This window comes from Larkinella humicola (assembly GCF_008727875.1).
GTDB lineage: Bacteria > Bacteroidota > Bacteroidia > Cytophagales > Spirosomataceae > Larkinella > Larkinella humicola.
In genome coordinates, this window is record NZ_VTWS01000006.1 from 573579 (window position 1) to 599132 (window position 25554).

Annotated in this window: 23 protein-coding genes and 1 tRNA gene; 12 read left to right on the plus strand and 12 right to left on the minus strand. The window is 52.9% G+C overall.

Translation table 11 applies throughout. From position 1 onward, the window contains the following. Nucleotides 1-3 precede the first annotated feature (3 nt). Entirely contained in the window at nt 4-1110 is a 1107-nt protein-coding gene (locus F0P93_RS23885; RefSeq protein ID WP_150880241.1) for an efflux RND transporter periplasmic adaptor subunit, read from the plus strand. 23 nt (nt 1111-1133) lie between these two features. Continuing rightward, nucleotides 1134-2504: an efflux transporter outer membrane subunit gene (locus tag F0P93_RS23890; protein ID WP_225309616.1), complete on the plus strand. Its 1371-nt coding sequence runs from the start codon at nt 1134-1136 to the stop codon at nt 2502-2504. Between the two features lie 47 nt (nt 2505-2551). Here F0P93_RS23890 and F0P93_RS23895 read toward each other — a convergent pair whose 3' ends face one another. The 3 genes from F0P93_RS23895 to F0P93_RS23905 are packed head-to-tail and all read right to left on the minus strand — an operon-like array spanning nt 2552 to nt 6084. Beyond that, complete coding sequence (locus F0P93_RS23895) at nt 2552-2914, minus strand: high-potential iron-sulfur protein (RefSeq protein ID WP_150880243.1); 363 nt, start codon at nt 2912-2914, stop codon at nt 2552-2554. A 20-nt stretch (nt 2915-2934) separates the two neighbouring features. Beyond that, nucleotides 2935-5088 (minus strand): PVC-type heme-binding CxxCH protein, encoded by a 2154-nt coding sequence (locus tag F0P93_RS23900; protein ID WP_150880244.1) that lies wholly within the window; start codon nt 5086-5088, stop codon nt 2935-2937. Between the two features lie 42 nt (nt 5089-5130). Further along, on the minus strand, nt 5131-6084 hold the full coding sequence (locus F0P93_RS23905) for an amidohydrolase family protein (RefSeq protein WP_150880245.1): 954 nt from the start codon (nt 6082-6084) through the stop codon (nt 5131-5133). A gap of 238 nt (nt 6085-6322) precedes the next feature. On the opposite strand from F0P93_RS23905, the gene F0P93_RS31575 reads away from it, so the two are divergent. Further along, nucleotides 6323-6559 carry a hypothetical protein gene (locus F0P93_RS31575; protein ID WP_191908904.1) on the plus strand — a complete coding sequence of 79 codons (237 nt, stop codon included), beginning with the start codon at nt 6323-6325 and terminating at the stop codon, nt 6557-6559. 73 nt (nt 6560-6632) lie between these two features. Here F0P93_RS31575 and F0P93_RS23915 read toward each other — a convergent pair whose 3' ends face one another. Further along, the gene (locus tag F0P93_RS23915; protein WP_150880246.1) at nt 6633-7868 is read right to left on the minus strand and encodes an isochorismate synthase; all 1236 of its coding nucleotides are present in this window, start codon (nt 7866-7868) and stop codon (nt 6633-6635) included. Nucleotides 7869-8101: 233 nt separating this feature from the next. Between F0P93_RS23915 and F0P93_RS23920 the strand changes: the two genes are divergently transcribed. After that, the gene (locus F0P93_RS23920) at nt 8102-8869 is read left to right on the plus strand and encodes a LytR/AlgR family response regulator transcription factor (protein ID WP_150880247.1); all 768 of its coding nucleotides are present in this window, start codon (nt 8102-8104) and stop codon (nt 8867-8869) included. 1 nt (nt 8870) lies between these two features. After that, a complete protein-coding gene (locus F0P93_RS23925) occupies nt 8871-9905 on the plus strand; it encodes a sensor histidine kinase (RefSeq protein ID WP_150880248.1) in 1035 nt (344 codons plus the stop codon). 61 nt (nt 9906-9966) lie between these two features. Here F0P93_RS23925 and F0P93_RS23930 read toward each other — a convergent pair whose 3' ends face one another. Continuing rightward, nucleotides 9967-10422, minus strand: a complete 456-nt coding sequence (locus F0P93_RS23930) for a response regulator (protein WP_150880249.1) — start codon at nt 10420-10422, stop codon at nt 9967-9969. Between the two features lie 116 nt (nt 10423-10538). Then, complete coding sequence (locus tag F0P93_RS23935; RefSeq protein WP_150880250.1) at nt 10539-10958, minus strand: hotdog fold thioesterase; 420 nt, start codon at nt 10956-10958, stop codon at nt 10539-10541. Between the two features lie 190 nt (nt 10959-11148). Here F0P93_RS23935 and F0P93_RS23940 point away from each other — a divergent pair, with 190 nt between their 5' ends. From F0P93_RS23940 to F0P93_RS23950, 3 genes are all read left to right on the plus strand, one after another. Then, nucleotides 11149-11787, plus strand: coding sequence for a histidine phosphatase family protein (locus F0P93_RS23940; protein ID WP_150880251.1), 639 nt, complete (start codon nt 11149-11151; stop codon nt 11785-11787). Between the two features lie 166 nt (nt 11788-11953). After that, a complete protein-coding gene (locus F0P93_RS23945) occupies nt 11954-13021 on the plus strand; it encodes a sensor histidine kinase (RefSeq protein WP_150880252.1) in 1068 nt (355 codons plus the stop codon). A 110-nt stretch (nt 13022-13131) separates the two neighbouring features. Next, on the plus strand, nt 13132-13863 hold the full coding sequence (locus tag F0P93_RS23950; protein WP_114409000.1) for a LytR/AlgR family response regulator transcription factor: 732 nt from the start codon (nt 13132-13134) through the stop codon (nt 13861-13863). A gap of 105 nt (nt 13864-13968) precedes the next feature. Here the strand turns inward: F0P93_RS23950 and F0P93_RS23955 are convergent, their stop codons facing one another. The 4 genes from F0P93_RS23955 to F0P93_RS23970 form a co-directional block, all read right to left on the minus strand. Further along, nucleotides 13969-15453 (minus strand): tetratricopeptide repeat protein, encoded by a 1485-nt coding sequence (locus tag F0P93_RS23955; protein WP_150880253.1) that lies wholly within the window; start codon nt 15451-15453, stop codon nt 13969-13971. Nucleotides 15454-15561: 108 nt separating this feature from the next. Continuing rightward, on the minus strand, nt 15562-16311 hold the full coding sequence (locus F0P93_RS23960; RefSeq protein ID WP_114408998.1) for a zinc ribbon domain-containing protein: 750 nt from the start codon (nt 16309-16311) through the stop codon (nt 15562-15564). 18 nt (nt 16312-16329) lie between these two features. After that, on the minus strand, nt 16330-17451 hold the full coding sequence (locus F0P93_RS23965) for a Nif3-like dinuclear metal center hexameric protein (protein WP_150880254.1): 1122 nt from the start codon (nt 17449-17451) through the stop codon (nt 16330-16332). Further along, nucleotides 17448-17969, minus strand: coding sequence for a DinB family protein (locus F0P93_RS23970; RefSeq protein ID WP_150880255.1), 522 nt, complete (start codon nt 17967-17969; stop codon nt 17448-17450). The genes F0P93_RS23965 and F0P93_RS23970 overlap by 4 nt, the downstream gene beginning before the upstream one ends. A gap of 97 nt (nt 17970-18066) precedes the next feature. Here F0P93_RS23970 and F0P93_RS23975 point away from each other — a divergent pair. The 4 genes from F0P93_RS23975 to F0P93_RS23990 all read left to right on the plus strand — a co-directional run bounded on the left by F0P93_RS23975 (nt 18067) and on the right by F0P93_RS23990 (nt 22753). After that, nucleotides 18067-18140 (plus strand) — tRNA-Asp (locus tag F0P93_RS23975). Nucleotides 18141-18864: 724 nt separating this feature from the next. Beyond that, the gene (locus F0P93_RS23980) at nt 18865-19968 is read left to right on the plus strand and encodes a DUF6242 domain-containing protein (RefSeq protein ID WP_150880256.1); all 1104 of its coding nucleotides are present in this window, start codon (nt 18865-18867) and stop codon (nt 19966-19968) included. A gap of 272 nt (nt 19969-20240) precedes the next feature. Continuing rightward, on the plus strand, nt 20241-20651 hold the full coding sequence (locus F0P93_RS23985; RefSeq protein ID WP_225309617.1) for a LytR/AlgR family response regulator transcription factor: 411 nt from the start codon (nt 20241-20243) through the stop codon (nt 20649-20651). Next, nucleotides 20648-22753, plus strand: a complete 2106-nt coding sequence (locus F0P93_RS23990) for an outer membrane protein assembly factor BamB family protein (RefSeq protein WP_150880257.1) — start codon at nt 20648-20650, stop codon at nt 22751-22753. The genes F0P93_RS23985 and F0P93_RS23990 overlap by 4 nt, the downstream gene beginning before the upstream one ends. Nucleotides 22754-22781: 28 nt before the next feature. Here the strand turns inward: F0P93_RS23990 and F0P93_RS23995 are convergent, their stop codons facing one another. Further along, the gene (locus tag F0P93_RS23995; RefSeq protein WP_150880258.1) at nt 22782-23819 is read right to left on the minus strand and encodes an SO2930 family diheme c-type cytochrome; all 1038 of its coding nucleotides are present in this window, start codon (nt 23817-23819) and stop codon (nt 22782-22784) included. 3 nt (nt 23820-23822) lie between these two features. Next, nucleotides 23823-25025: a parallel beta-helix domain-containing protein gene (locus F0P93_RS24000; RefSeq protein ID WP_150880259.1), complete on the minus strand. Its 1203-nt coding sequence runs from the start codon at nt 25023-25025 to the stop codon at nt 23823-23825. Nucleotides 25026-25554: the final 529 nt, after the last annotated feature.

Consider the following 25554-nt stretch of genomic DNA (forward strand, 5'->3'; position numbering starts at 1 on the left):
ACCATGCGACGCATCTGGATTTGGTTCGTACTTTTAGGATTGATCCTGCTGTTTGTCTTTGTCGGGGTTCTGCCGCGCATTCACAACTCGCAAGAGCTTCGGGCGGAAGCCGATGAGCAGAAAAACCGGCAGGAACTGGTCACGGTTACGTCCGTTAGCCATTCCGACGACTCGACCGGTTTGCTGCTGCCGGGGCAGATCATGCCCTTCCGCGAAACGCCGGTCTACGCCCGTACACAGGGTTTTCTGAAACGGCGGTTTGTCGACATCGGTTCGAAAGTCCGCAACGGTCAGATGCTGGCAACGGTGGAAGCGCCTGAACTCGATCAAGAGTTGATCCGCGCCCGCGCCGATGTCCGGCTGGCCCAATCGAACCTGGATCGGCTAAAAAGTGTGAGCCTTCCTGGTGCTATTTCCCAGCAGGATCTGGACAACCGGCAGGCCACTTACGAGATGAATCAGGCCAACCTCCGGCGACTGGAAGCCCTGAAAGCCCTGCAGGAAATCCGGGCACCGTTCAACGGCATCATTACCGCCCGCAATGCCGAAGTTGGCAATCTGGTTTCAACGGGCAGTGGCGGGGCGATCCCGATGTTTACGATTTCGCAACTGGACACGCTCCGGGTGTATGTCGATGTACCCCAAACCTATTATCAGTTGATCAAAATCGGGATGACGGCATCGATCAACGTACCGGAACTGAACAAAACTTTTACCGGAAAAGTAGTTCGCACATCCGGTACCTTACGCACGGAATCGCGAACTTTGCTGGCTGAAGTGGCAATTCCCAACCGGAACCAGGAACTGGTGTCGGGATTATACGGACAGGTGAAATTCAGTCTGAACACGATTCACCCGCCCGTGCTCATTCCGGCGAATACGTTGCTGGTGACGTCGGAAGGGCCACGCATCGTGGTGGTGCAACCCAACCGGGTGCTGCGTTTCCAGCCCATCACGCTAGGCCGTGATTTTGGCACGACCCTCGAAGTATTGGACGGCCTGAAAGGGCAGGAACAGGTAGTGACGAATCCCAACGACCGACTCAAGGACGGGCAGCAGGTTCGGATTAAGGTGCAGGGGCAGACTTCTGCGACAAAACAAAAAGTATGAGAAAATCGGCGCTTTACAGTTTAATGTTTTTAATGCTTGGCAGTTCGGTTGCCCACGCGCAGTCGGCGACTTCTTCAGGAAGCGCTTCGGCCGGTACGGTGGCTTCCGCATCCTATCAAACGAATACGGTTCGCGACGGTTGGGCGGTTTTTCGGGACCGGACGCTGGATTCCCTGATCGATCTGGGCCTGACCAGCAATCCCGACATCCGGGTGGCCGTCAGCCGGGTCGAGGAAGCCCGGATACGGGTTCGGGTGGCCGAGTCATTCCTGTCTCCGTCGGTTCGTAGCAGCCTGAATTTCAATACCCAAAGCCTATCGCAATACCGCCCGATTGCCATTCCGGTTGCCACCGACAAGTTGCCGCGTTTGCAACTCAACTCTTTGCAGGTTTTGCCCATCGACGCCAGCTACGAAGTAGATTTGTTCAAGCGGATTCGCAATACCGTCCGGGTTACCGACTTGCAACGGCAGGTTACGGAATCGGACGTCCAGATTACGCAACTGATCGTGGCTTCGGAAGTAGCCCGGCTTTATTACCTCATTCGCGCCAACGACAGTGAGCAGGCCGTCCTCCGGCGCAACATCGGCCTTCGGGATTCCACAATTTCCATCATCCGCGCCCGTTTTCAGGCCGGGTTGACCAACGAAATCGACGCCAAACGGGCCGAAACCGACATTGCCAACGTGCGGGTTCAGTTGCTGGGTCTGGAACGCAGCCGCACCGAACTCGTCAACGGTTTGTCGGGCCTTTGCGGGCAGGACCCCGCTACCTTTTATGTCCCCGTCGGACGGTTGGGAACCGGTTTTCCGGAACTGCCTTTCACCGCCATTTCGGCCGATCAACTGCGCCGTCGGCCGGATCTTTTTCAGGCCGAACAGCAATCACAGGTAGCCAATGTCCAGATTCTGGTCAACCGGGCGGCCCTTTATCCCCGCATCAACCTCGTGGGGGCCGGGGGAACGCTGACGGGCCGCATCGGTACTCTGTTTTTCCCGGCCAGTATGACCTATCTGCTCGGCGTCAACGCCAGTGTCCCCATTTTTGAAGGAAAACGGAATCAGCAAAACATCCGGTTGGCTCAACAGCAATTCAAAACTGCCGATGCCTCCTATCAGCAACGGATGCTGGTGGCCCAGCGCGAAGCCGAAACCGCCCTGGACAATCTGCAGAGCATGCGTGCGCAAATTGACGCTCAAAATCTGGCCCTCGAATCGGCCCGGTATACCGAACGACTCAACCGGGAGCTTTATACGAAAGGTCTGACGACGTTTCTGGAAGTGCTGGATTCCCAACGCACCGTTCTCGACTCCGAACGCCAGTTGGTGTTGCTTCAGGGCCAACGGGCATCGTATACCGTGGCTTTACTGAAAGCCCTGGGGGGAAGTTTTTAAGGAGTAACGATCGAAGGGGTCCAGTTTGTTGCCAAAAAACAGGCCCGTTAGCCTTTTACCTGCGGAGCCCAGTAGGTACAGTTGGCCGTGGCATACACCGGGCCTTTGAACAACATGCAACCGCCACAGGCCTTGCCCGCTGCGGGCGGTAACCACAGGTTGCAAGTGCTACACTGCTTGTCGGAGCTGGGCGATTGGGTTACATAGCCCAGTCCCTGGCGGGTTTTCAGATCGCCCTCACTCAGTCCGGAATAATCTTCACAGGGATTGGCTGCCGGTTTTTTCGTTTCATCGGTTTGGGTGGTTGGTTTAGAATCGCAGTTGGTCAGCAGGACGGTTCCACTGGTCAATACCAAGCCGATCGACGCACAGCGTTGCAGAAAAAAACGGCGGGATTTCAGTACATTCATCAATGACAAGGCGTTTGTAATCAGATCGAAGGCGGTTTTGCTAACGCTTCCCGTACGGCACGGATCGCTTTTTTTACATCTTCTGCCCGAGCCGTATTTTCCAGACTTTGGAGTGCTTTGGTTACTTCGGCGTTGCCGTCGGTTCTGGTTTCAGCTTTGGTTATTCCTTCGGCCAATCCGGTTAAACCTGCCACCTGCCAGCTTTCTTTTCGCTGGGTTGGGCTGTTTAAGAATCCCAGAAACCGGGTTACTTCGGCGGGTTGGTTCCGACGGCCCACGATGTGCGAAAAATCCGCCAGAAACGTCATTTTTCCGGCAGTTGTATCACTAAAAAAGGCCTTCTGATTCAGGAGTGTACTCAGCAATTCCGGCGACGAACCCGCCGGAGAACTCAGCACTGCGGTTCGGAACCAGCCGTTTTCGCTGTGCTTTTGAACCACCTGCGCCAGTGCCGCAACAACGGCGGGGTTCGTGAATTGACCCGCACTCAAACACGCCTGCAACGCCACCTGCACGGACGAATCGCCGATCATTTTGAGCAATTGAGGCAGTAAATCAGGGTACCGTTCGGCCAGCATCAGACCGTGTTCACGAACGCCGGGATGCGCGTCCTGCATGGCCTTCTGAACCAAATCCCGGCTGAGGGCATTCAGTCCTTCGAGCGTATAGAACGCGTGCAGCCGGACGCGCGGATCCTGGTGTTGTGCCAATAAAGTCCTGAGTTGCGGAACCACCGACAGATCCCGTCGTTCCAGCAGCAGGCGTTGCGCCTGCAACCGCCACCACCGGTTCGGATGCGCCAGCACCTCGACCAACTCCGCCGGTTTCCGGTTTCGCAGATTGGGTGAAACAGCCGGGCGGTTTTTCGCCGTCGTCGGCAGAATCCGGTAAATTCGTCCTTTGTCGTTGCCATTCAGGAAATCCATGTCTTCTTTCAGATCCTCCGGAATTGAAACCGGCGTTTCAATGTGCTGGCGGTAAAAGTCGACCACATAAAGCGCGCCATCGGGGCCGGTGGTCAGATTGTCGGGCCGGAACCAGGGATCGGTGGATGCCAGAAACTCGCGGTCGGTTTCGCCTTCAGCCCGTTTGGCTACGAAAACGGGGCTGTCGGCCAACGGTGTCAGCACATCGCGGTGAATCAGATTCCCGGCTACATCGCCCGTAAAAACCGACCCGTAATAGTCGGATGGAAAGGCGTCTCCGTCGTAAAATATGCCACCGGAAGAACCGGTAAAATGGTCTTCGGCGTATTCCTGACGATCCAGTTTTGCTTCCGCGTATTGCTTCTGCCGCCGTTCGGTGCGTTCCTTGCGCCAGTACGGGGGTGGCGTTTGCTGAAACATCACCAGATCGTGATCCGAAATATTGACGGACGATTTGGGGCCGGGCCAATGCGGATTTCGGCGCAGATACCGTCCGGCAATCGGTGCCTGCTGGATGTGAATGGTATTTTGGGTGAAAAAGCGATGTCCCCAATCGTCGATGGCCAGCCCAAACTGACCGGAACCCGACTCCGCTTCAAACAACCCGCGATCCAGCCGAAACCGGAAATCCCCGCCATTGACGGTCAACAGGGGGGCATCGGGTTTCCGGTTGAACCGGATCTGACCTTCCTGCCCGTTGTTGTTGGCATAAATCCAGTTGTCGATTCCGTAGCGAAGGCTCGTGATCTGGGCTTCAGAATTGTTCGCAAAAAAACCGGTGAAAAGCACTTCCCGCGTGTCGGCCCGGAAGTCGCCATTGGTGTCTTTCAGAAAGAGAATGTCGGGGGCTGCCGCGACAATCAACCCGCCTTCCCAGGGCAGTACGCTGGTCGCATCCGCGATGGAATCGGCAAAAATCACCGACCGGTCCATCCGGCCGTCGTTATTGGTATCGGCCAGCATCCGTATTTTGCCTTTGCCCTTCCCGGTTTCGGGTTTGCCCGGATAATCGCCCATCTCCACCACGTAGGCAACCCCCTGTTCATCGAATACCAGATCCACCGGATCGGCAATGAGCGGTTCGGCAGCAACGGTCTCAATTTTGAAACCGTCCCGAAGCTGAAAACTCTGAAGCGCTTCCGCGGGCGACAACGGATCGGCGTACCGCTTTTTTGAACAGGAAGCAAAAAGGACGATACTCAGCAGGCAGGCAATCGAAAACAGACGATTTAGGCGGTATTCGTTCATTTTTAAGTGGGTAAAGGAGTCTTGACAGATTAGTGGAGTCGGCTACAACCGGAATAATTTTTTCGAATTTTCGTACAGGATTTTCCTCTCAATGGTTTTGGAAGGCGAAAGCCGACGGATGGCCGCAATGGTTTGCGAACCCTGGCAGGTGGGTCCGTGGCCAGCCGTATCCAGACAATCACTGCCATACAAAATCTTGTTCTGGTGACGGTCCAGAAAACCCCGGGTGTGTTCTTCATCCCGCAGCAGGGCGTTCAGTCCCGACCCGGCCGACATGTCGGCATAGACATTGGGATAGTCGCTCAGCAACCGATCGGTGAGGCCGCCGGGGGTTACGCTGGTTTTCGGATACAAAACCGTCTGGTCCTGGTGTCCCTTATCGATGTTGGCCCACCAGGTTTGGGCATGTCCGATAAAATTGACTTTCGGGTATTTTTCCAGCATCGTATGAAACCGGGCGAAATCATGGTTATACATGCCGTATTGCCAGTGCATCAACACCGGAACGCGGTAGCTCTGAGCCAGTTCGTAGATTCGCTGCATCTCGGGCGAATCGCATTTCACGCCGAATTTGGATTCCCCGATGATGGGAGCACCCCGCTTCAGGTACTTTTCAATTTCCAGCGTCGCATCCGGCAAATCCGGCACTTCGTTGGCTCCGAACCGGAATTCGGTCGGGTGTTGCCGGGCCAGGTTGTAGCAGGTTTCATTGCCGCTGCACTTGGCCTGCAGTCCGTTCGACTCGCCCTTGTGCGTCGACATCCCAAAAGCCGGGGTGCCTGCGGGCAACAGAATCGTGGTGGTAACGCCCATCGCCCGCTGGTGCGCGATCAACTGGTCATGGGTCCGGCCCATGTAGTCGGTATGCTGGTGAATGTCGATGATGGGTTCGGACTGGACTCCGGCCAAACCGTTCAGGCTGACAGCCGTTCCGGCCAGTAAAATACCGGAACGGGCTAAAAATCCACGGCGTGAAACCGATGCGGGATTCTTCATGCGGGGTTAAGGAAATCGTTTAGGATTTGCCCCCCAATATAGTGAACTTTCCCCGGCTCTCCTTTTCTTTCAGGGTCTGAAGCTAAAAAATCGGTTACGTACCCGAAAACGACTTTCAGATAAATAGCGCGGTCACTACTTTAAAGACGAACCGCCATTCCATCAATGGACAAAAATCTTTCAAACCTTCTTTCCCAAGCCGCGTTTTAGTGATATTTCCACTTTAACCCTATTGATTATGGCACTTGCAACCAGCCTGCCTGAAACCGATACCACCCCCACTTCGAACGCAGAATACCCCGAAAACATGCACACCAGTGGCTACGGCGGTTCTGCGGCACTGACTGACGGCCCCGATGAAGATGAAGAATATGACGAAGAGGAACTCACCCTTACGGACGATGATGACGACGACGATCTAACCGTCGATGAAGAAGAACTAACCCTCGATGAAGACGAGGATGATGACGTGTAGGCTTAAAAAGAGAACGATGGATGATGAACGATGGAATGACTGACACGTCCGTTCATCGTTCATCATCCATCGTTTATTGGGTTATAACCGAAAGCATTGTATCGCACTTCAGCTCCGTCTCGCGCCATTCTTTTGCCGGCGAAGAGTCCTCCGTTAGCCCGGCACCGGCGTAGAGCGTTCCCTCCTGCCCTTCCAGTTTCATGCAGCGCAGGTTGACAAACAGGTCGGTTTCCGGGCCTTTCTGGCGGGCTATATTGACCGGGCCAAGAAAACCGCTGTAGAGTTCGCGCTCGTGGGCTTCGTGTTGCAGAATGAAGGCCTGAGCCGTTTCGCGGGGCATGCCACAAACGGCCGACGTCGGGTGCAACAACCGCAGCATCACGGTGCCGAGTTGAGGGAAATTAACGGCCTGCGTATCGACGGAATAATCCGACCGAAGGTGCATAAGGTTGCCGGCAACAACGGTTCGGGGTCCTTCTTCGATGTATTCCCGAACGCGGATTTTCTTGAAACAACCGATGATGTAGCGACCAACCAGCGCCTGTTCTTCAATTTCTTTCTGCGTCCAAGGCGCATCCGCCGTCCGTTTCTGCCGGCCTTCCGAATCAAAAGCCGACTGGGTACCGGCCAGGGCAACGGTGCGAAAAATACCGTCGGCATCCACGCTCACCAGTCGTTCGGGCGTGGCACCAATCCAAACCTGGTTGCGATCCGGCAAATAAACCGCAGACACAAACGCATTCGGATAGGCCTGACAAAGGCGATTGAACAGCATCGGAATGTCGGGCTGCTCTTCAAACCGGATGGTTTTGGTGCGCGACAACACCACCTTCCGAAACGTTCCGCGCTCCATCTGGCGGATGGCCCGGCTTACGGCTTCTTCAAAATCAAGTTGCTGATTTTGAATCGATTTTATTACTTTGACGATTGGAATGGCTTCCTTGCTAACGGTTTTCGAGTCGGTCCGAAAGAGCGATTCAAAGGCCGGATGATCCGTCGGCAGTTTGTTCTGGGCGGCCAGCATGGTACCATTTTCGTCGAAACGCCAGTAAAAATCGGCTTTTAGAAAGAAGGTACGTTCCGCGTCCGGATTGACAAACGGGCTGACGGCAAAGCCCATCGGCAATTCTTCAAAATCCATCGCAACGGTGGCCACCGTGCCGGAAGCGTCAATAATTAATTCGCGGTCAGTTCGATTGGGAAGGCGCCAGAGGGCTGCGGGATACCCCGCCTGAACAGCTCCCTGCCAAATGGAATGGCTGGTTTGCTGCGTTTGTACGGTTGATGACAAGTGTGTTGAAAATTGCATTGTCGAAATCGGGTCGATGCAAATTTAGCTGTATCCGAATAACAGTTTGTTCTGCTTTTTTGTGCGGAAAAAGCGACGAAGTCCGCAAAAAATCTGCCTGAGACGCCGTAATCTTCCCCATTTCAGGTCAGAAAAACAACAATTCGTTCGGAAAACTTTCCGGTTTGTCCCCTGCTCTGTTTTTATTGGATTTTATTGATTCGTACTTCCACTCCTTTTAATTTGGCAGAACTATGGACATTCTAATCGTTGAGGACGAGCCACTGGCGGTTCAGAAACTGGTCAAGCTCCTGAACCTGGCCGATGCTTCCAGCCGGGTGGTTGGCACCACGGACGGTATTGAGTCGACCGTTGCCTGGCTGAATGCCCATCCCCGCCCCGATCTGATTCTGATGGACATCGAGCTGTCCGACGGACAAAGTTTTGAGATTTTCAACCTGGTATCGATCGATTGTCCGGTTGTTTTCACGACCTCCTACGATGAGTCTGCGGTCAAGTCCTTTCAGGTAAACCGCTTCGATTACCTGCTGAAACCCATCAAAAAAGACGAACTGGCGCAGGTTCTCAACCATTACAAACAGCCCGAATCAGCCACCGTGCGTTCGGCCGACATTGGCGAGCTGGTCGATGACCTCAGGAAACAGACACGCCAGCCGGAATTCAGGAGCCAGTTTCTGGCCAAATACCAGCAGCAACTCGTCTCGGTCGATGCCACCGACGTTCGTTTCTTTTACACCCGGGAAGGCACAACTTACCTTTTTGGCCGTAACAACAACCGCTATCTAGTTGATTATACCCTCGACACGCTGGAAGGGTTTCTGGAGCCTCACCATTTTTTCAGAATCAACGAGCAGTTTATCGTCGAGCGAAGAGCAGTTTCGCAAATTCATTCCTACCTTAACGGTCAACTTACCGTAGACCTGGATTCCGGCGGCATCGCCCGGGACATCGTCGTCAGTCGTGACCGCATCCGGGCTTTCAGGGAATGGATTGGACGATAAGATGCAGAAACTGAATGACAAGTGGATGCGCATTCTGGGCATCCCATTGCTGTCTTTTACGGGTCAGTGGGCCATGTACGGCTATACGAATGTCCCCTACCCGGACGACTGGCGCATTCCGTTTTTCTTCATCCTGGGCAGCGTGGTGGTCTGGGAAACCAACCGCCGGGGCATTATCCTCTCCCGCCGAAAATACCCCGACCTGACCCAGACCCGGCAGCGGGTTTTGTACCAACTGATCTGGTTTGCTTTTTTTGCCAGCCTGATCCGCATTACCCAGACATTTCTTTACGAACGCATCGGGCTCTGGCCTACCGACGATTACCTGCAATTCAGACCGTATTTTTTCAACACCCTCGTTTCCTTCGCCGGAACGGTGCAAATAGCCGCCTATTACGAAGGTGTTTACCTGTATCAACGCTGGAAAGTAGCCTATACCGAAGCGCAGGAGTTGAAAAAAGTGAACCTGCAAAGCCAGCTCGATTCGCTCAAAACCCAGATCAATCCGCATTTTCTGTTCAACAACCTGAATTCGCTGTCGTCGCTGATCACCAGCGATGCCCAGCAGGCCGAGCTTTTTGTGGATGAACTATCGTCGGTCTACCGGTATTTGCTTCAGCAGAACAACCGCGATTTGTGTCCGCTCAACGACGAAATTCAGTTCATCAAAGCCTATTTCCACTTGCTGAAAACCCGGTATGGTGACGGTATTTTCATGGAGCTGGACCTGGATTCCCGCTACCTGACGTACCTCATTCCGCCCCTGACACTTCAGATTTTGCTTGAAAATGCCATCAAGCACAACATCATTGCCGTCGGCCGCCCGCTAACGATCAAGCTTTACACGCTGGAAGGCCACCTGTATGTGGAGAACAATCTGCAAAAGAAGAAAATGGCGGTTCCCTCCAACCAGATCGGGTTGCAAAACATCATGATCAAGTATAAACTCCTCGCCCACTCGCCGGTGACGATCTACAACGACGAGCAGAAATTTCTGGTGGGCGTGCCACTGCTGACGCCGACGGTGGAGGGGTAGCGGGTTAAGCCCCCAAAAAAACCGTCTGCCAGGCCATTACCGCGTGATGAAAATGGGTGATTTACGTGTATTTCAGCCAATGCTCACACACCTCGACGAGCTGCGCCGTGATGCCGTGAACGGAGATCTCCTTGTTGATAAAACCGTCTGCACCGGCGGTAAAGCAGTGCTCCACGTCCTTTGGTGAGGTTGAATGCGTAAAAATTACCACCGGGATGTGCTTCCAGTCCGGATGCGCTTTCAACCGGGTTAGCAACTGAAAACCGGTGATGTAGGGCATCTTCAAATCCAGTAAGATCAGATCCGGCTTTGGAGCGAAGGCGTTTAAACGTTCTTGCAGGAAAAAACCGTCCGAGTAGAGCTGAAAAGTGTACTCCGGCAGGTAGCGCGCATTGATCCACTCGTACAGAATCAGATTCTCGTCGTTATCTTCAATAAAACAAAGCGTAGGATTTTCGCCCACCGGCACCGGACGGGTGGCAAAAACCGACCGCTTATCTGATCCAGAATTTTCCATAACGTTTCCGTGAGTTGATTTAAATGGACACTTTAAACAACTCACTGGCAAACAATTATTATGCAAAACTTTTCAGAATAAATACTTAGTTATTTTCCGGTATTTTGCCGCATTACTTACTTATTCTCCAGTACTGCCACCGTCAGCCGGCTGATGCAAACGAGTTTCCCCGCTTCGTCCGTAATGCGAATGTCCCAGATGTGCGTCGTCCGGCCGACGTGGATCGGCGTTACTTTGCCGTAGACCCACCCTTCTTTTACGGAACGAATGTGATTGGCGTTGATTTCCAGGCCCACAGCCCGCTGGCGGGCCGGGTCGTCGAGTTGCGTCACCGAGGCCACACTGCCCAGGGTTTCGGCCAGCACCACCGATGCGCCCCCGTGCAGAATCCCGAACGGCTGGTGAGTCCGGTGGTCGACGGGCATCCGGGCAGTTATAAACCCGTCTCCGAGTTCGGTTAACTCGATTCCCAGGTGATGAACAATGGAGTTTTTATGAAATTGCTGCAGGGATTCTAAAGTCCAGTCCGGCTTCATTGTGTGAAGAATTTTTCGTAATTTTGCAGGCGTTTTGCCCGACAGATCGAAGCTGTCACGGGATGAAATAGCAAATTTAAAATGTAAAATGAGAATTAATAAAGTATTCTAACGGTTGGTTTTTCATTTCGCGGACCGTTTAACATTTCCATTTTACATTTACCGGAATACCTATTACAAACTTAGAGGATTGGAACAAAAAACGATATATCTCATTCGCCACGGCGAAACGGATTACAACCGACAGGGCATTGTTCAGGGCAGTGGCGTAGATTCCGATCTGAATGCGATGGGGCAGGCACAGGCCCTGGCTTTTTATCAGGCGTATCAGCACATCCCGTTTGCCAAAGTATATACCTCCAAACTCCGGCGCACCATGCAGTCGGTGCGGTTTTTCATCGATGCGGGCATTCCCCACGAAAGCTACGAGGGTCTGAACGAAATTAGCTGGGGTGCCCGCGAAGGCAAAACGCCCAACAGCTTCGACAACGAATATTACCGTACGCTGATCGAAAACTGGGCGGCTGGCCACACCGACTATCCGACCGAAGACGGCGAAAGCCCGGAACAGGTTGCCCGACGCCAGAAACCCGTGATCGATCTCATCCTCTCGCGCCCCGACGAAAATCCGGTTCTGGTTTGCATGCACGGCCGGGCCATTCGCATTTTGCTGTCGTGGCTGATGAACGAATCCCTGGCGACCATGGATTTATACGAACACAGCAATTTGTGTCTGTACAAACTGAACTACGCGTACGATACCAAAGAATTTACGATCGAAGTTTCCAATGACAGCACTCACCTGCTAGCGTTGGTGATGCATCAGTAAGGTGTTCAACTTTTGTCATCCGAAAAATGCCAGCGGTTACATAACTAAAAACCGACAACTGACAATTCTATATTGCCACTCCTGTAATAATAGCCCCACTTCATCCGCAAACTTGTATATTCGTTATGGGTACATTGTTTTTGGAGTTGATTTCTGAAGTGAGCGCATGTCAAAAAATAGAATATATTGGTTTTGTCAGATAGTCGGGTGGACGATGCTCATCATGGCAGAGTTCGCCATTTTTACATTTGAAGAAGGATACCGGTCTGATTTTTTTTACGAAGCGATTGCCACCATTATTCTGTGTATCCTGCTGACCCACCTGTACCGCCTGATGATCAAACGATGGCGGTGGGTTCAATTGCCTTTCTTTCAACTGGTTCCCCGGGTTATTTTATCGGTTTTTGTATTGGCCGTCATCATGACCATCATCAACCTCCCCATCGATAAACAGGTCCTTCCGGAATACCTTTCCGATGAACCCTCCATCGTTTTGGGCTATCTGTTGAACTGGGGAAAAAGCATGCTGGCCTGGGTTCTGAGTTACACCGCTTACCATTATGTGGAACGTTCCCGCGATGCCGAAATTGAAAAAATCCTGCTGAAAACCTCCATTCGCGAGTCCGAAGCCAAGGTTCTGCGGTCGCAGCTTAACCCGCATTTCGTCTTCAACGCCCTCAACAGCATCCGCGCGCTGGTGCTCGAAAATCCGACCAAAGCGCAGCAAAGCATCACCCAACTCTCCAATATTCTCCGCAACTCGCTGCTGGCCGACCGCCGGAAAACCGTTGAACTGCGGGAAGAAATCAAAACTGTCGAAGATTACCTGGCCCTCGAAAAAGTCCGCTACGAAGACCGGCTGAACTGCCGTCTGGAGATCGATCCGAAAACCCAGTATTTGCAGGTGCCGCCTATGATGTTTCAAACGCTGGTTGAAAATGCCATCAAACACGGTGTTCAGAAAGCCATTTCCGGCGGTTTTGTCGAACTGACCACCTGGCTGGAAGACCGTCTGTTATACATCCGCATCCGCAATACCGGCGTTCTGGGCAACACGGAAGCCTCGTCCGGCTTCGGACTCAAAAATACCTCCCAACGGCTCGAGTTGCTCTATGGCCCCGAAGCCAGTTTTCGCATTCAGCAGGAGTCCGCCGACGTGGTGTGTGCCGACGTGGTCATTCCGCTGCAATCCGCCGGTGTATTCAAACGTACGGAAGAATTGAAACGGGTTTAAGGTTTGTCGTTTAAAGTTTAAGTTTTGACGTTTAACGATTCCGGTAACAATCAAACAACTTAAATGATAAACGCTTTAAACGTTAAACTCGAAACCTTAAACAAAAAAAAATGAAGACCCTTATCGTTGACGACGAGCGGCTGGCTCGGAATGAACTCCGCCGGTTGTTGGATAATTTCCCTAAAATTGAAGTGATCGGCGAAGCTGCCAACGCCGACGAAGCCCTGAAACTGATCGATGACCTTCAGCCGGAATTGCTCTTTCTGGATATTCAGATGCCGGGGAAAAACGGTTTCGAATTGCTCTCAGCCATCGATGGCAAATCGCCGGAAGTCATTTTCACAACGGCCTACGACGAATACGCCATCACGGCTTTTGAATACAATGCCCTGGATTACCTGCTCAAACCGATTGAATTAAACCGCCTGTCGGAAGCCATCAACCGCATTGAGGAGAACAGCCATGCCCCCGAAACGGAAGCCCCGCGCCGGGACACGAACAAGGTGCTGGGCGAAAACGACCAGGTGTTTGTCAAGGACGGCGAGAAATGCTGGTTTGTCAAACTCGGGAAAGTCCGGTTGTTCGAATCGATGGGCAATTACGTCCGGCTGCATTTCGATGATCAGAAACCGCTGGTACTGAAGTCATTGAACAGCCTGGAAGACCGCCTGGACCCCAACACGTTTTTCCGCGCCAACCGCAAGCACATCATCAACCTGCCCTGGATCGACAAGATTGAGCCGTGGTTCAGCGGTGGCCTGCTGGTGACCCTGAAAGGGGGCGACAAAATCGAAATCAGCCGCCGTCAGGCCATCCGGTTCAAGGAGTTGATGAGCCTTTAATGGGTTAAGAGTTAAAAATTAAGAGTTAAGAGTTAAAAGGAGCCACCGTTGGTCGGCTGACGCAGTCACTTGGCACCGCAACTCTTAACTCTTAATTTTTAACTCTTAACTCTCCCCTCCTAATTCATTCAACGCGGCCCGGGCTTTGTTGTCGATGCTGTTTTTGTATTCGTGTTTTTTGTAGCTCAGTGCCTTCTGAAAGTACTGCCGGGCTTTGGCCAGGTTGCGCTTTTGCTGGTAGATGTAACCGAGTTGCAGGGCCGCCGTCGCGCCGTGCGACAACTGGTCGGTTTCGCTCAGACTCACGGCCCGCTCCAAATACGGCAACGCTTCCTCGGCATCGCCCGCGCGCTGGTAAATCCGGCCTTTGCGGTAATTAAACTCGGCTTTTTCGTTCAAAAGCGGAAATGAAGATTCGGAATAGTTCTTCAAGGTCGCCAGGGCGGTCTCGTAAAAACCGCCATCAGTCGCCAGCCGGGCCTTCATCAGAATTTTCTGCCGGGGCGAAACGCCTTTTTTAAAATACGATTCCGCGAATTTCTGAGCTGCCTTGTCCGACTCCACGACGGCACCACCTACCTGATTAACCTGCCGAAGGTATGGCAGGGCTTTGGCGTCGTCGTCCTGGAGCCAGTAGCACAGAAACAGTTTGTAGTACGTGTCTTTCAGGAAGTTAACGCCTTTGTATTGACTCAGAAAGGTACGGTAAACCGTAGTCGCCTGTTGATAATCAGCTTTCTGAAGCAGAATATCGGCTTTTAAATCTTCCAGAATCGGGAACGAAAGGTAATCGGGGCCGGTGGGCCGGTCGTTCAGAAGAGCCAGAGCGTCCTCACTCCGGGCATCTTTCATGAATACGGAAGTAGCAAAAAAACTCAGCAGCAGGTTATCCGGATTGTCCTGCACCATTTTTTTAAGATTGGCCGCATCCGCTGCCGTAAATTTCAGCACATAGGCCCGAAGCAGGAGATCGATCAGCCGCGCTTCGGTTTGAAAAATGGCGTCTTTCTGCGAAACCGTCCGAAGCTCCTGCATTCCCTGTTTGATGTTCCCACGCAGTCCCAGCATTCGGGTTACCCAGGTGTAATTATCGGGAACGGCCCCAATCATGACGTGCAGCAGCCCCAGCGATTTGTAGGTGGGCAGAAAACCGGGGAATTTTTTGCGGTTTTCCTCCAGCAGCTTATACGCCCGGATCACATCCCAGCAGGCGCTGGCTTCCTGCCCGAACTTGAGTTTGACAAACGCCCAATGCAACCGCACTTCGGCCTGGGCAAACCGCTGCCAGGGGGAGTTTTCGTCCAGATCCCGGAGCTGGTCAAGCCGCTGATCCTCCCGGTCCGACCACTGACTGTAGAGCTTCCGGTCGTCGGAAACCAGCAGCGTGACCATATCAGCCAGATTATCGACGTAAATCGCCACGCCATTTTCACGCGCCAACTCACCCGCCAGCGTCTGCCGGCCGTCCTGTACTTTCAGTTTCAGCACGTCGGCATAGGCGCGCTGAAGCGGGGGTGTAAAGTCGAAGTCGGCGGCCTGGAGCCGGGTAAACGTTCCAATGAAAGCCAACAAAAGCAATAGAATCCGCATGGTGCGAAAGTAAGAATTCCTGAACCTGTTTCGGGGTAATTCTCGAAACAGGGATACAAAAAAAAGGCCACCACCCGGCGACCTTTTCACGAAAAAGAATACGATCAATTACCGACGCGACGAGACCGGTTCGGGAACGCCTTCGACATCGGCGAAAACCCGTCCGCAATGCTCGCAAACGATGATTTTCTTTTTATCCCGGATGTCGGCCTGCCGCTGGGGTGGCACGACGTTGAAGCAACCGCCACAGGCACCGCGTTTCACGACCACAACTGCCAGGCCGTTCAGGGCGTTTTCCCGGATTTTATTGTAAGACTTCAGCAGGCGCTCTTCGATGTGCGTTGCCTGGTCGTCACGGTCTTTCAGTAAAGCTTTCTCCTCATCCCGGCTTTCGGACGTGATTTGGTTCAGCTCCTGCATTTTCGCTTTCAGATCTTCCTTGCGTTCGTCCAGCGCCGACTGCGTTGCTTTAATTTCTTCCTGCTTGTTGCGGATTTTGAACGAGGCTTCGTTGATCTTTTTGTCGGCCAGTTCAATTTCCAGGGTCTGCAGTTCCACTTCTTTCGAGATGGCGTCAAACTCGCGGTTGTTGCGAACGTTCATCTGCTGATCCTTATACCGGGTAATCAGCTTCTCCGAATCCTTCTTAATCGCTTTGTTCCGGTCGATTTCCTCCTCTAACACCTGAATATCGGCGTTGAATTTACCGATTCGGGTTTCAAATCCGGCAATATCATCTTCCAGATCACGCACCTCTTCCGGTAGGTCACCGCGGATCTTTTTTAGTTCATCAAGCTGAGAATCAATTGATTGAAGTTTAAGAAGTGCTTCGAGTTTTTGAGCAATCGTCAGTTCCATTCGTGCGGTTTTATCTGCCTATAAGTAGTATAGCACCGGGTTGGTGTCTATTTCGGACAAAATTACCGCAAAGGTATCATTTTTTTTCAACAAATACTGTTGAATCAAGTCTTTAGTAAATACTTCGCTTTCGTAATGTCCAATGTCTGCAATGATAATACGCGAGTCGGCGTCAAAAAATTCATGGTATTTGTAATCCGCCGTAATAAATACGTCGGCCCCGGCCCGCAGGGCGTCATTCAGTAAAAAACCGCCCGCTCCTCCGCACACCGCCACCCGATGCACCGGTTGCCCGTGCAAAGCCGTATGACGAATCACCGACAGGCTCATCTGCGTTTTCAGATGGGCTAAAAAATCCGCTTCGCTGAGTGGTTCCGGCAATTCGCCCACGGCTCCCGAACCCACCTCCTGATTTTCGTTCGTCAGGGCAGTCAGGTAATGGGCGACTTCTTCGTAGGGATGCGCTTTCCGCAAAGCCGCCAGCACGTTAGGCTGAAGGTAGGCTGGAAAGAGGACTTCAATCCGGTTTTCGTGCGCCCGGGTGTCTTCGCCCGACCTTCCAAGCGCAGGCTCCGACGCATCACTCCCCCGGAATGTGCCCGTTCCTTCGGTCCGGAAACTGCAATGGTCATACTGCCCGATCTGCCCAACGCCGGCTTCGTATAGCGCATTTAAAACCGTCTGCGTGGCTTCCTTGAACGCTGGCCCTTCCTGCTCATTCGGCACGAACGTGACCAGCTTCATCAACACGTCCGATTTCGGAGCCAGAATCCGTACCTTCTGCAACCCCAGTTGGTCGGCAATCCTGAAACTCACACCACCCGCGATGTTGTCCAGGTTGGTGTGGGCGGCATAGAGAGCCACATCATTTTTGATGGCCTTGATCACCACCCGCTCCACGTAATTCCGGCCGTTGAACTTTTTCAAACCCCGGAACACAATCGGGTGATGCGCCACGATGAGGTTGCAGTTTTTCCGAATCGCTTCCTCCACCACGGCTTCCGTGACGTCGAGGGTGACCAGAATGCCGGTTACTTCAGCGGCAGCGTCCCCGACGATCAGCCCCGCATTGTCGTAGCTTTCCTGATAGGCCAGCGGAGCCCAGGCTTCCAGGCAGGTCGTGATATCGCGTATTGTCATTTTAGGCCATAGCGTTCCGCCAGGATGTTCAGGTGATGCCGCTCGTGTCCGGCCAGAATGGAAAAAAAGGCGCGGGCCGACAAGGGCGAGCCGTTGGCGGTTCCGATCCGTTGCTGGGCTTCTTCCGCCAGGCTTTCGGCCAGGGCCAGGGTCGACTGCCGGACGAAACCGTAGTGCGTCACCAATTGCTGCTGCGACTGCGCGCTAAAATTGGCATTGTCGACGTACACGTTTTCGTCAAAACCCGGCAACGATTGCTGTTCACCCCGTGCGATGCACAGGGCACGGTAGGTAAAAATCCGCTCGGTATCGATCATGTGGCCCAGCATTTCTTTCGGCGACCATTTTCCGCTAGCATACCGGTAGTCCTGCTGAACGACGGTTAGATTTTTATACAAACTTTCTACCATCGCCTGCTGCTGTCGCAAAAGGTCAATAACGTTCTCGGTATCAACCAGATCGATGTATTTGGCAAAAAAGCTCCCTGCCGGGTACTCAGTCGGAAATGGTTTTTTCATCCTTTTTTATCTGTTTTTTTTGGCAAAGGTATTGCGTAATGTCTAAAAGCAGCTACCTTTGCACCACGTTTTCAGGAAATGAAGGCGGAATAAAAATGGATCGGTAGTTCAGTTGGTTAGAATGCCGCCCTGTCACGGCGGAGGTCGCGGGTTCGAGTCCCGTCCGATCCGCTCACAAGCGGGAAGATCCCTCAAAGAATCTGATTTTAGTTTAAAAGCCCGTTTCTACGGGCTTTTTTATTGCCCTCACTTTTTAGCCTGCCTGGAATACGCCCTGTAGTATATCGCATTTTTGGGTACACCCCAAAAAAAATCTGGGTACACCCCCCCCCCCGCTGTCATTTTTTCATACAAACAACATAATTGCTAAATCGGGGATTTTTTCTAAAATCTTCCACTTAATCCAATCAGGTTGTGCTCTCGCACAAAAAATGCACGTTTTCTTAACGACATACGTGTTTCATCAAAGAAGCGTTTTTGAAAGACCCTTGTGTAGGCAACATTTTTATGCAATATGCCCAGCCTGCTCAGGGGCAAAAATCCACAGCAGTCTGCAAAAGCAGCTTTTACATTTCATTAACATTCTTTTACTAGCCCTCTAACACATCTCAGCGCAAAGACTGGTAGGTTTGTTGAAATTCGTCAAAAAGACCCCTGTAACCGAAAGTATATGGAGAAGGCAAGGAATGTGTTTTTTTGCTAATCCGGGAATTTTGCAAGCTGACAATGGAAGGATCTGGTTTGGCAGGTTTGGATCAATGCACGGAGTGTATCGTCATGATGGAAAGATTATCACAGTCTTTTAACGTAAAAAGGGGCAGAAAAAAAGTGTATGGTCCACTGGTTACTTTCCGCTAATTACGAATTCATATGGGTTTACTTTAAATGAAAAAAAATGAAAAAATTAGTTGTGTTTATTCCGGCGATCCTCCTGGTATTATTTCTACTGAATTCTTTTGTGCTAAAAGAAAAGGGAGCAAAAAAGGAAGCAATAAAAGACGGCAAATCAGCGGGAATTGTCAACATCATTTTTAAATCTACTGATGGCGGACAAACCTGGCAGGACATTAGCGAAGGACTGCCTGAAAAATTGCAGAAAGCAGGTGTATGGAGAGATGGGTTCTTTGCAAATGACCGTGGGGTTTATTTACGTGCTGGAAATGGGTTTTATCACAGTGACCCTAATTCTACATCCCCTTTTTGGACAAAAGAAATTTTCCCTGGTAAACAACGTAACATTGCACCTGGCAAAAATGGGATATTTGCCTATGATTTCAAGGGGCAATTTTTACAAAAAATAAACGGAACGAGTAATTGGTCACCCGTGTATACGGATTTTCAAGAGCAAGCCTTACGCCTAAACGGAACGATAGATTATTATTACACGAATTATAAAGTAAAATTCGTACGTACCGTTTTTGAAACTGCCGGAGGAACCGTTTTCATCGTTTCCAGTAACAGTCTTTTTAGATCGACTAACCATGGAGAAACCTGGAAGCAAGTGCATGCTGGGGGCGGAGCAATGAATTTGGCAGAGTCAAACGGTGTCCTTTTGGCTACCTGCAGAGAGGGAATATTGAGATCCACCGATGATGGTCAAAACTGGGAACGTGTGATCAGTGAAGGAGGTGCTGGCATCGCTGTGGAACGTATTAATGGAGGATTTGCTGCTATAGTAAACAACACAATAACTCAAAAAAACAGCATACACATTTCACTGGATAGTGGAAAAACCTGGAATGCCACGGGCGAAGAACTTCAACCTTCCTGGAGTAGTTTAGTAATGGAAAAAATAGGCTTACTTCAATCTTCATCGGATATTTTATCAATTAAACAAATGGGTAACTATCTAATATGTGGTCGCTCAGATGGTATATTCCGGTCATCTGACATGGGCAAAACGTGGCAACAACTATTCCTTCCTGTTACCGAAAATTATGGCTTCAATTTGTCTGTTTCGGGCAACGTGATCTATGTCATACCAAATAAAGGATGTTAAAAAACGCCAAATTCAGAAATAATGTGCGGGCTGTCTCTTCAGCAGATTCCTCACAAATCTAAAAGTAAAATCTTCATAGGTGAACCGGGAGAAAGACAGCATCAATCAGCGGAGTTTGCGCTCCCATTCCAAATAGCACTTGTTGTGTCGGGCCGAAGCATCGACCCGTATCAATCCTCGGCAACTGGGGTTGTTGCGGGCCTAGTATTCCACAGGGCCAACTTACCTGTCCGGAACGGATTGCACTTCCCCACGCCCGTGGCATTGTGTTCGTGGAAACGAAACAAATTATCCATTGCGAAGCGGATCGTAACGACACACGGTTTCACCTGGAAAACGGAGAACTGTACATGGTGGCTAAAACCCTTGGCGATGTCCGGGAGGCCCTTGAAATGGGTAATTTCGTGCGGGTTCATCGACAGTTCATCGTTAACCTGGATCATAGTCAGAAACGGGTTTGGGGTGAGTGGAGGTATCTGCTGCTGAGCAATGGGGTCCGTAATCCCGTGTCCCGCCAGCAGAAAGACCGGCTGATGGAGCGATGTGGTTGGGTAGGAGGATTCAACAGGGTAAGCCGAGCGATTCACGAAACCGAACGTCCTGGGAAAAATGAGTGTCATCATCGACACCGCAACTTTCGGCCCTTTTGTGTTTATTTGCTCTTCCTTCACCCCTACCCATGAAACGGTTCACCTACCCCGCCTTACTCCTGATGGTTGGTTTGCTTAGCCTGACCGAAAAAACCGCCACCGTCGACTGGCCCGAATACAACGGCGGGCCCGATCGCAACCATTTTTCACCCCTCACGCAGCTACATCCCGGCAATGTGGCGGGATTACAGGTCGCCTGGGAATATGCGTCGGGCGGACTCGATACGCTCAAAAACAACACCCAAATTCAGTGCAACCCGCTCATCATCGACGGCGTGCTGTATGGGGTTTCGGCGGGGTCGCAGGCCTTTGCGCTCGACGCGGCCACGGGCAGGGAGCTTTGGAAAACGGCCTTCACCGACAATACCTTCGCCATGAATAGCCGGGGGGTCACCTACTGGACCGATGGGCAACAGCCCCGGATTTTCTTCGCCTACGGCTCGCTGCTCTATGCCCTCGACGCCCGAACGGGAAAACCGTTGACCCGTTTTGGAAAAGGCGGAAAAATCAACTTGAAGGAGGGCCTCGCCCGCCCCGGCGCCGACGAGTACGTGGTAAGCAACACCCCGGGCGTGGTGTATAAAAATCTGCTCATCATGGGCCACCGGGTATCGGAGATCGCCCCGGCCCTGCCCGGTGATGTGCGCGCCTACGACCTGCACACGGGACGGCTCGTCTGGACGTTCCACACCATTCCACACCCCGGCGAGTACGGGGCCGACACCTGGCCCAAAGATGGTTACCGCAACTTCGGTGGTGCCAACAACTGGATGGGCATGGCCATCGACCGGCAGCGCGGCATCGTGTACGTGCCCACAGGAACAGCGGCATTCGATTTATACGGCAGTACCCGGCCCGGCCAGAACCTGTTCGGCAACAGCCTGATAGCCCTCGATGCGGCCACAGGCAAGCGACGCTGGCATTTTCAGACGGTTCACCACGACATCTGGGACCGTGATATTCCGGCTCCCCCCAATTTATTCACCGTCGTTCATGACGGCAAAAAGGTGGATGCCGTTTCGGTTTTATCCAAACAAGGTTTCCTTTTTGTCTTCGACCGGGTCACGGGAAAGCCGCTGTTTCCGATTGAAGAACGCCCCATGCCCGGTTCCAGCGTGCCGGGGGAAAAAGCCTGGCCCACCCAACCGATTCCCCTCAAACCCGCGCCTTTTACCCGGCAATCGTTTGCGGAAAGCGATATCAATGACTTTGTTACCGACCGCGACACAGTGCTGGCCCAGCTCCGGCGGTGGCAATCGGGGAAGGAGTTCATTCCTCTGCCCCTGAGTCCCAACCGGACCGTGTTTTTTCCCGGCACCGACGGCGGGGCGCAGTGGGGCGGGGCCGCGGTGGACGAAACCGGCATTATGTACGTTCCTGCCAAGCAAATTCCGGTCACCATGGCGCTGGTTCCAACCCCCGCCAGTTCGATGTCAGCCCAGGCCGTTGAGCGCACGGGTAGCCAGCTCTACCAAACCCACTGTGCTGCCTGCCACGGCTCAAACCGGGAAGGCAGTCACGACGGAAGCTACCCGGCTCTAATGAGCATTGCCCGAAAACGCAACGAGACGTCGGTGGCCCAGGTTCTGGCCAAAGGCCAGGGTATGATGCCGGCCTTCACTCACCTGAAGGAAACCGAGCGCAAGGCCATCGTAGATTTTCTGTTTGGTAAAACAACGTCCGTCGCCAGCAACGCGGGCCTGAACACGGCACCCTATCACCACACCGGGTTTACCCGCTGGTACGACCGGGCCGGGTATCCCGTGAGCCGCCCACCCTGGGGTACGCTGACGGCGATCGACCTGAATACGGGCGAACACCGCTGGCAAGTGCCGCTGGGCGAGTACCCCGAACTGGTGGCAAAGGGCATTCCCCCGACGGGCACCGACAACTACGGTGCCCCGGCTGTCACAGCGGGTGGGTTGCTCTTCATTGCTTCCTCCCGCGACGAACTGATTCGGGCTTTCGACCGAAAAACGGGCCGTGAGCTTTGGCGCGCCAAACTGCCCGCTGCCGGGTATGCTTCGCCGAGTACGTACGCCGTCAATGGCAAGCAATACGTGGTGATTGCCTGTGGTGGTGGCAAACTCAAAACGAAATCGGGGGACCGGTACGTGGCGTTTGCGTTGCCGTGAACAACGCGGGGGAGAAAATGATACCCGCTTACTCCATCGCTTTGATCCAGGCCCGAAGCAATTCCAGACTTTCGGTATGCACCGTTTTTCGACCCAGTTCGGGCATCCGATCACCGGGGTCTGTCGAATACAGGCGGTAGATCAGAATCGATGCCTCGGGTTTGCCCGGTACGATATCGAAGGCGTGACCACCTGACCCGCGTCCCGCGGCAACCGGCGTTTTCAAAATTCCCAGTGCCGTAGAGTTGGTTTCCCCAATGCTCAGGTTTAATCCCGACGTCATGGCCGGCCCCCTAGGGTTATGACAATGGGCGCAGTTGATGTCGAGCCAGGCCCGCGCCCGGTCATTGAGCGAACCGGTTTCCGGTTGGTCCCACACGGGCGTTTTGGGGCAGTCGGCCAGCGGGGGCAGGTCCGTTAGCATCCCGGTGCGCTGCCAGTGCCGGAGTTGGTTTTCTTTTTTTTCTGCCCCTGCATACGCCAGATCGCCGTTGAGCTGCCGCACCGACGGACCGATGGGAGTCAGGACCTCCTGACGGTTGTGGCACCCTTTGCATTGGTTCAGGTTGGGAATCCCATACGCGAGCTGACGGGCGGTTCCCCGCGCATCCACGTACTGAACGGTTTTGGTATCGCCGGCCACTTCCAGCAAGGCGTCGGTCTGCTCGGGGTTCCACACGTATACCAGCGCTTTCCAACCGTCCGGCTGATGAACCAGTAACCGCGTTTCCAGCAACCGACGCCCTTTGGCCGGATGGCGAAAGTCATGCGGGTAGTAAAAGGTTTTGATCAGCGTGGTGCCGACCGGAAAATGGAGTACTGCCGTATCGTTGTACGCCACCGATTGACCCGGGGGCAGTTTGATGAACCGGAGTTTCTCGGCGTAATCCGAAAACAAAGGTGTGTTCAGTGTGTAGGGTACCACTCCGGCGGCCGGTTGCTGGCGGACAGGATCGCCGGTAAAAAAGCCGTAGTCCGATAGTTTTTCGGGTACCGTAGCCGTTTGCCAACTGACCAGCGTCAGCCACAGAGCCAGTAGACACGCTGCGATTAGGTACGTGCGCATTCGTTAACGGGCGTTGAGGGCCGGAGCCTTGAGCGGTGGCAACTGGCAGTCGAACGGGGCAGCATCGCGGGCCATACTTTTAAAGCCCTGCCCGGCGTCCAGGTTGATGAGGCTTTGGTTTTTGTTGTTACGAATGCAGATGCGACGCTCAGGCAAGGGCTTTCCGTTTGAGTCCAGCGTGGCCGGATCCACAATACCGTCGTAGAGAATATGAGGGATTTCAGACCCGGTTTTTAGAATTAACGCAAAAAGTTCACTGCGGGCAATCGCCGGGCCGGGGTTTCGCTCGTAGATGTTGTCGTGAATGGAAACCGCCGTCGGGAAGGGGTAGTAGGCTTTGTCGGTGATGGGCCGTTGGGTAAACAAGTAACTAATGATGCCTGTACCCGTGCTTTGATTGCGAATAAACCGGTTGTTAAACACCTCGACCGCGTTGGCCGCCAGAATGAGCAGGCCGGTTCCGGCAGATACGGTAGCAACGATGTTCCCTTCGGGAGCAAAATTTGGCAGGTTGTTATCGTGCACGTAGTTATTGAACACGCGCACGTTCCCGCTCTTCTTTTGGACCAGATCGGGCAAGTCGAACACCAGGATACCGCCCGTATTTTCGTAGGCTTCGTTGTCGAACACGTCGGCGTCGCGTGAATTTTCGATCTCGATGCCGGCTACGTTGTGGTACGCCTTACTGTTTTTAACGATAATCCCGCGCGACTGTCCCACGTAGATTCCCGCGTCGGAGGCCCCAATGGCCGTGCAACCCTCAATCACTACGTTGTCGCACTGGACCGGATACAGCCCATAGCCGCCATTGGTCGATTTGGGAGGTCCCGTCCACTCGACTTTAACGTTGCGGAAGGTGATGCCTTTGACATTCATGGTTTTGATGCCATCACCCTGGGTATCCTGGACGGTCAAATTCTCGATAACGATATTTTCACCGTTCGATACGCGCAGGCCCTCGGCTCCATCGGTCTGTCCTTTAAAGCTGAGCACGGTTTTGTCGATGCCTTTCCCGCGAATGACGATGCGCTTTTTGTCCTGAAGTGACAAACTACTGGTGAACGTAAACCGGCCTGCATCCAGTTCAATGGTACTGCCGTCATCGGCCAGGATCAATTTTGTCTGGTAGCGTTTCTGAACGTCTGACTGGGCGTAGAGCGTAGAAGCAAACAGCCAGGTAGTCAGCAGCAATAAGGCCGGTTTCATCAGGAAAGGGTTTGGGTAAGCGAACCGCTCTCCACCCTGGTCTATGGGGTGGTGGATGCGCCTAAAACTACCCTAAAGAAGAGTGACTTGCAAATTTTTACAGCTGTAAAATGTATCATAACTACCTGCTTATCGGGCCTTATCAACCTGTAGACTACCGGACTAGTCAAAGCGAATGGTTCGCCGATGCAGAATGATTTGGCTTGGGTAAGATTCGACGTTGCCCACAAAGTACGTGTCCTTATAGCCAGAAAACTGTAAACCAGATAGTTAAACCTGCTCCAGACCCGTTCCGGCTTGTTGCAACGCATCCCACAGCACCAACGGGGCTGCTACCCCGGCGCAACACCCGAATCGCCCAGCCGGATTCGCAAACGGATCTCAAAAGCCGCAAAACCGGCTGAGCCCGGTCCAATCGCGGTTTGAGAGAAGTTTGCGTATAAAGCGGCTGTACAGCGGCTGAAAACCGCCCTAAAAAAGGGGTTTCATCGGTCCGGTGAATAGCCGGGTTGTTCTGGCAAAACACCCA

What these genes read in the sequence shown, in the direction of transcription:
- F0P93_RS23885 (WP_150880241.1), top strand. Translation starts at nt 4, where the DNA reads ATGCGACGCATCTGGATTTGGTTCGTACTTTTAGGATTGATCCTGCTG.
- F0P93_RS23890 (WP_225309616.1), top strand. Translation starts at nt 1,134, where the DNA reads ATGTTTTTAATGCTTGGCAGTTCGGTTGCCCACGCGCAGTCGGCGACT.
- F0P93_RS23895 (WP_150880243.1), bottom strand. Translation starts at nt 2,914, where the DNA reads ATGAATGTACTGAAATCCCGCCGTTTTTTTCTGCAACGCTGTGCGTCG.
- F0P93_RS23900 (WP_150880244.1), bottom strand. Translation starts at nt 5,088, where the DNA reads ATGAACGAATACCGCCTAAATCGTCTGTTTTCGATTGCCTGCCTGCTG.
- F0P93_RS23905 (WP_150880245.1), bottom strand. Translation starts at nt 6,084, where the DNA reads ATGAAGAATCCCGCATCGGTTTCACGCCGTGGATTTTTAGCCCGTTCC.
- F0P93_RS31575 (WP_191908904.1), top strand. Translation starts at nt 6,323, where the DNA reads ATGGCACTTGCAACCAGCCTGCCTGAAACCGATACCACCCCCACTTCG.
- F0P93_RS23915 (WP_150880246.1), bottom strand. Translation starts at nt 7,868, where the DNA reads ATGCAATTTTCAACACACTTGTCATCAACCGTACAAACGCAGCAAACC.
- F0P93_RS23920 (WP_150880247.1), top strand. Translation starts at nt 8,102, where the DNA reads ATGGACATTCTAATCGTTGAGGACGAGCCACTGGCGGTTCAGAAACTG.
- F0P93_RS23925 (WP_150880248.1), top strand. Translation starts at nt 8,871, where the DNA reads ATGCAGAAACTGAATGACAAGTGGATGCGCATTCTGGGCATCCCATTG.
- F0P93_RS23930 (WP_150880249.1), bottom strand. Translation starts at nt 10,422, where the DNA reads ATGGAAAATTCTGGATCAGATAAGCGGTCGGTTTTTGCCACCCGTCCG.
- F0P93_RS23935 (WP_150880250.1), bottom strand. Translation starts at nt 10,958, where the DNA reads ATGAAGCCGGACTGGACTTTAGAATCCCTGCAGCAATTTCATAAAAAC.
- F0P93_RS23945 (WP_150880252.1), top strand. Translation starts at nt 11,954, where the DNA reads ATGTCAAAAAATAGAATATATTGGTTTTGTCAGATAGTCGGGTGGACG.
- F0P93_RS23950 (WP_114409000.1), top strand. Translation starts at nt 13,132, where the DNA reads ATGAAGACCCTTATCGTTGACGACGAGCGGCTGGCTCGGAATGAACTC.
- F0P93_RS23955 (WP_150880253.1), bottom strand. Translation starts at nt 15,453, where the DNA reads ATGCGGATTCTATTGCTTTTGTTGGCTTTCATTGGAACGTTTACCCGG.
- F0P93_RS23960 (WP_114408998.1), bottom strand. Translation starts at nt 16,311, where the DNA reads ATGGAACTGACGATTGCTCAAAAACTCGAAGCACTTCTTAAACTTCAA.
- F0P93_RS23965 (WP_150880254.1), bottom strand. Translation starts at nt 17,451, where the DNA reads ATGACAATACGCGATATCACGACCTGCCTGGAAGCCTGGGCTCCGCTG.
- F0P93_RS23970 (WP_150880255.1), bottom strand. Translation starts at nt 17,969, where the DNA reads ATGAAAAAACCATTTCCGACTGAGTACCCGGCAGGGAGCTTTTTTGCC.
- F0P93_RS23980 (WP_150880256.1), top strand. Translation starts at nt 18,865, where the DNA reads ATGAAAAAATTAGTTGTGTTTATTCCGGCGATCCTCCTGGTATTATTT.
- F0P93_RS23990 (WP_150880257.1), top strand. Translation starts at nt 20,648, where the DNA reads ATGAAACGGTTCACCTACCCCGCCTTACTCCTGATGGTTGGTTTGCTT.
- F0P93_RS23995 (WP_150880258.1), bottom strand. Translation starts at nt 23,819, where the DNA reads ATGCGCACGTACCTAATCGCAGCGTGTCTACTGGCTCTGTGGCTGACG.
- F0P93_RS24000 (WP_150880259.1), bottom strand. Translation starts at nt 25,025, where the DNA reads ATGAAACCGGCCTTATTGCTGCTGACTACCTGGCTGTTTGCTTCTACG.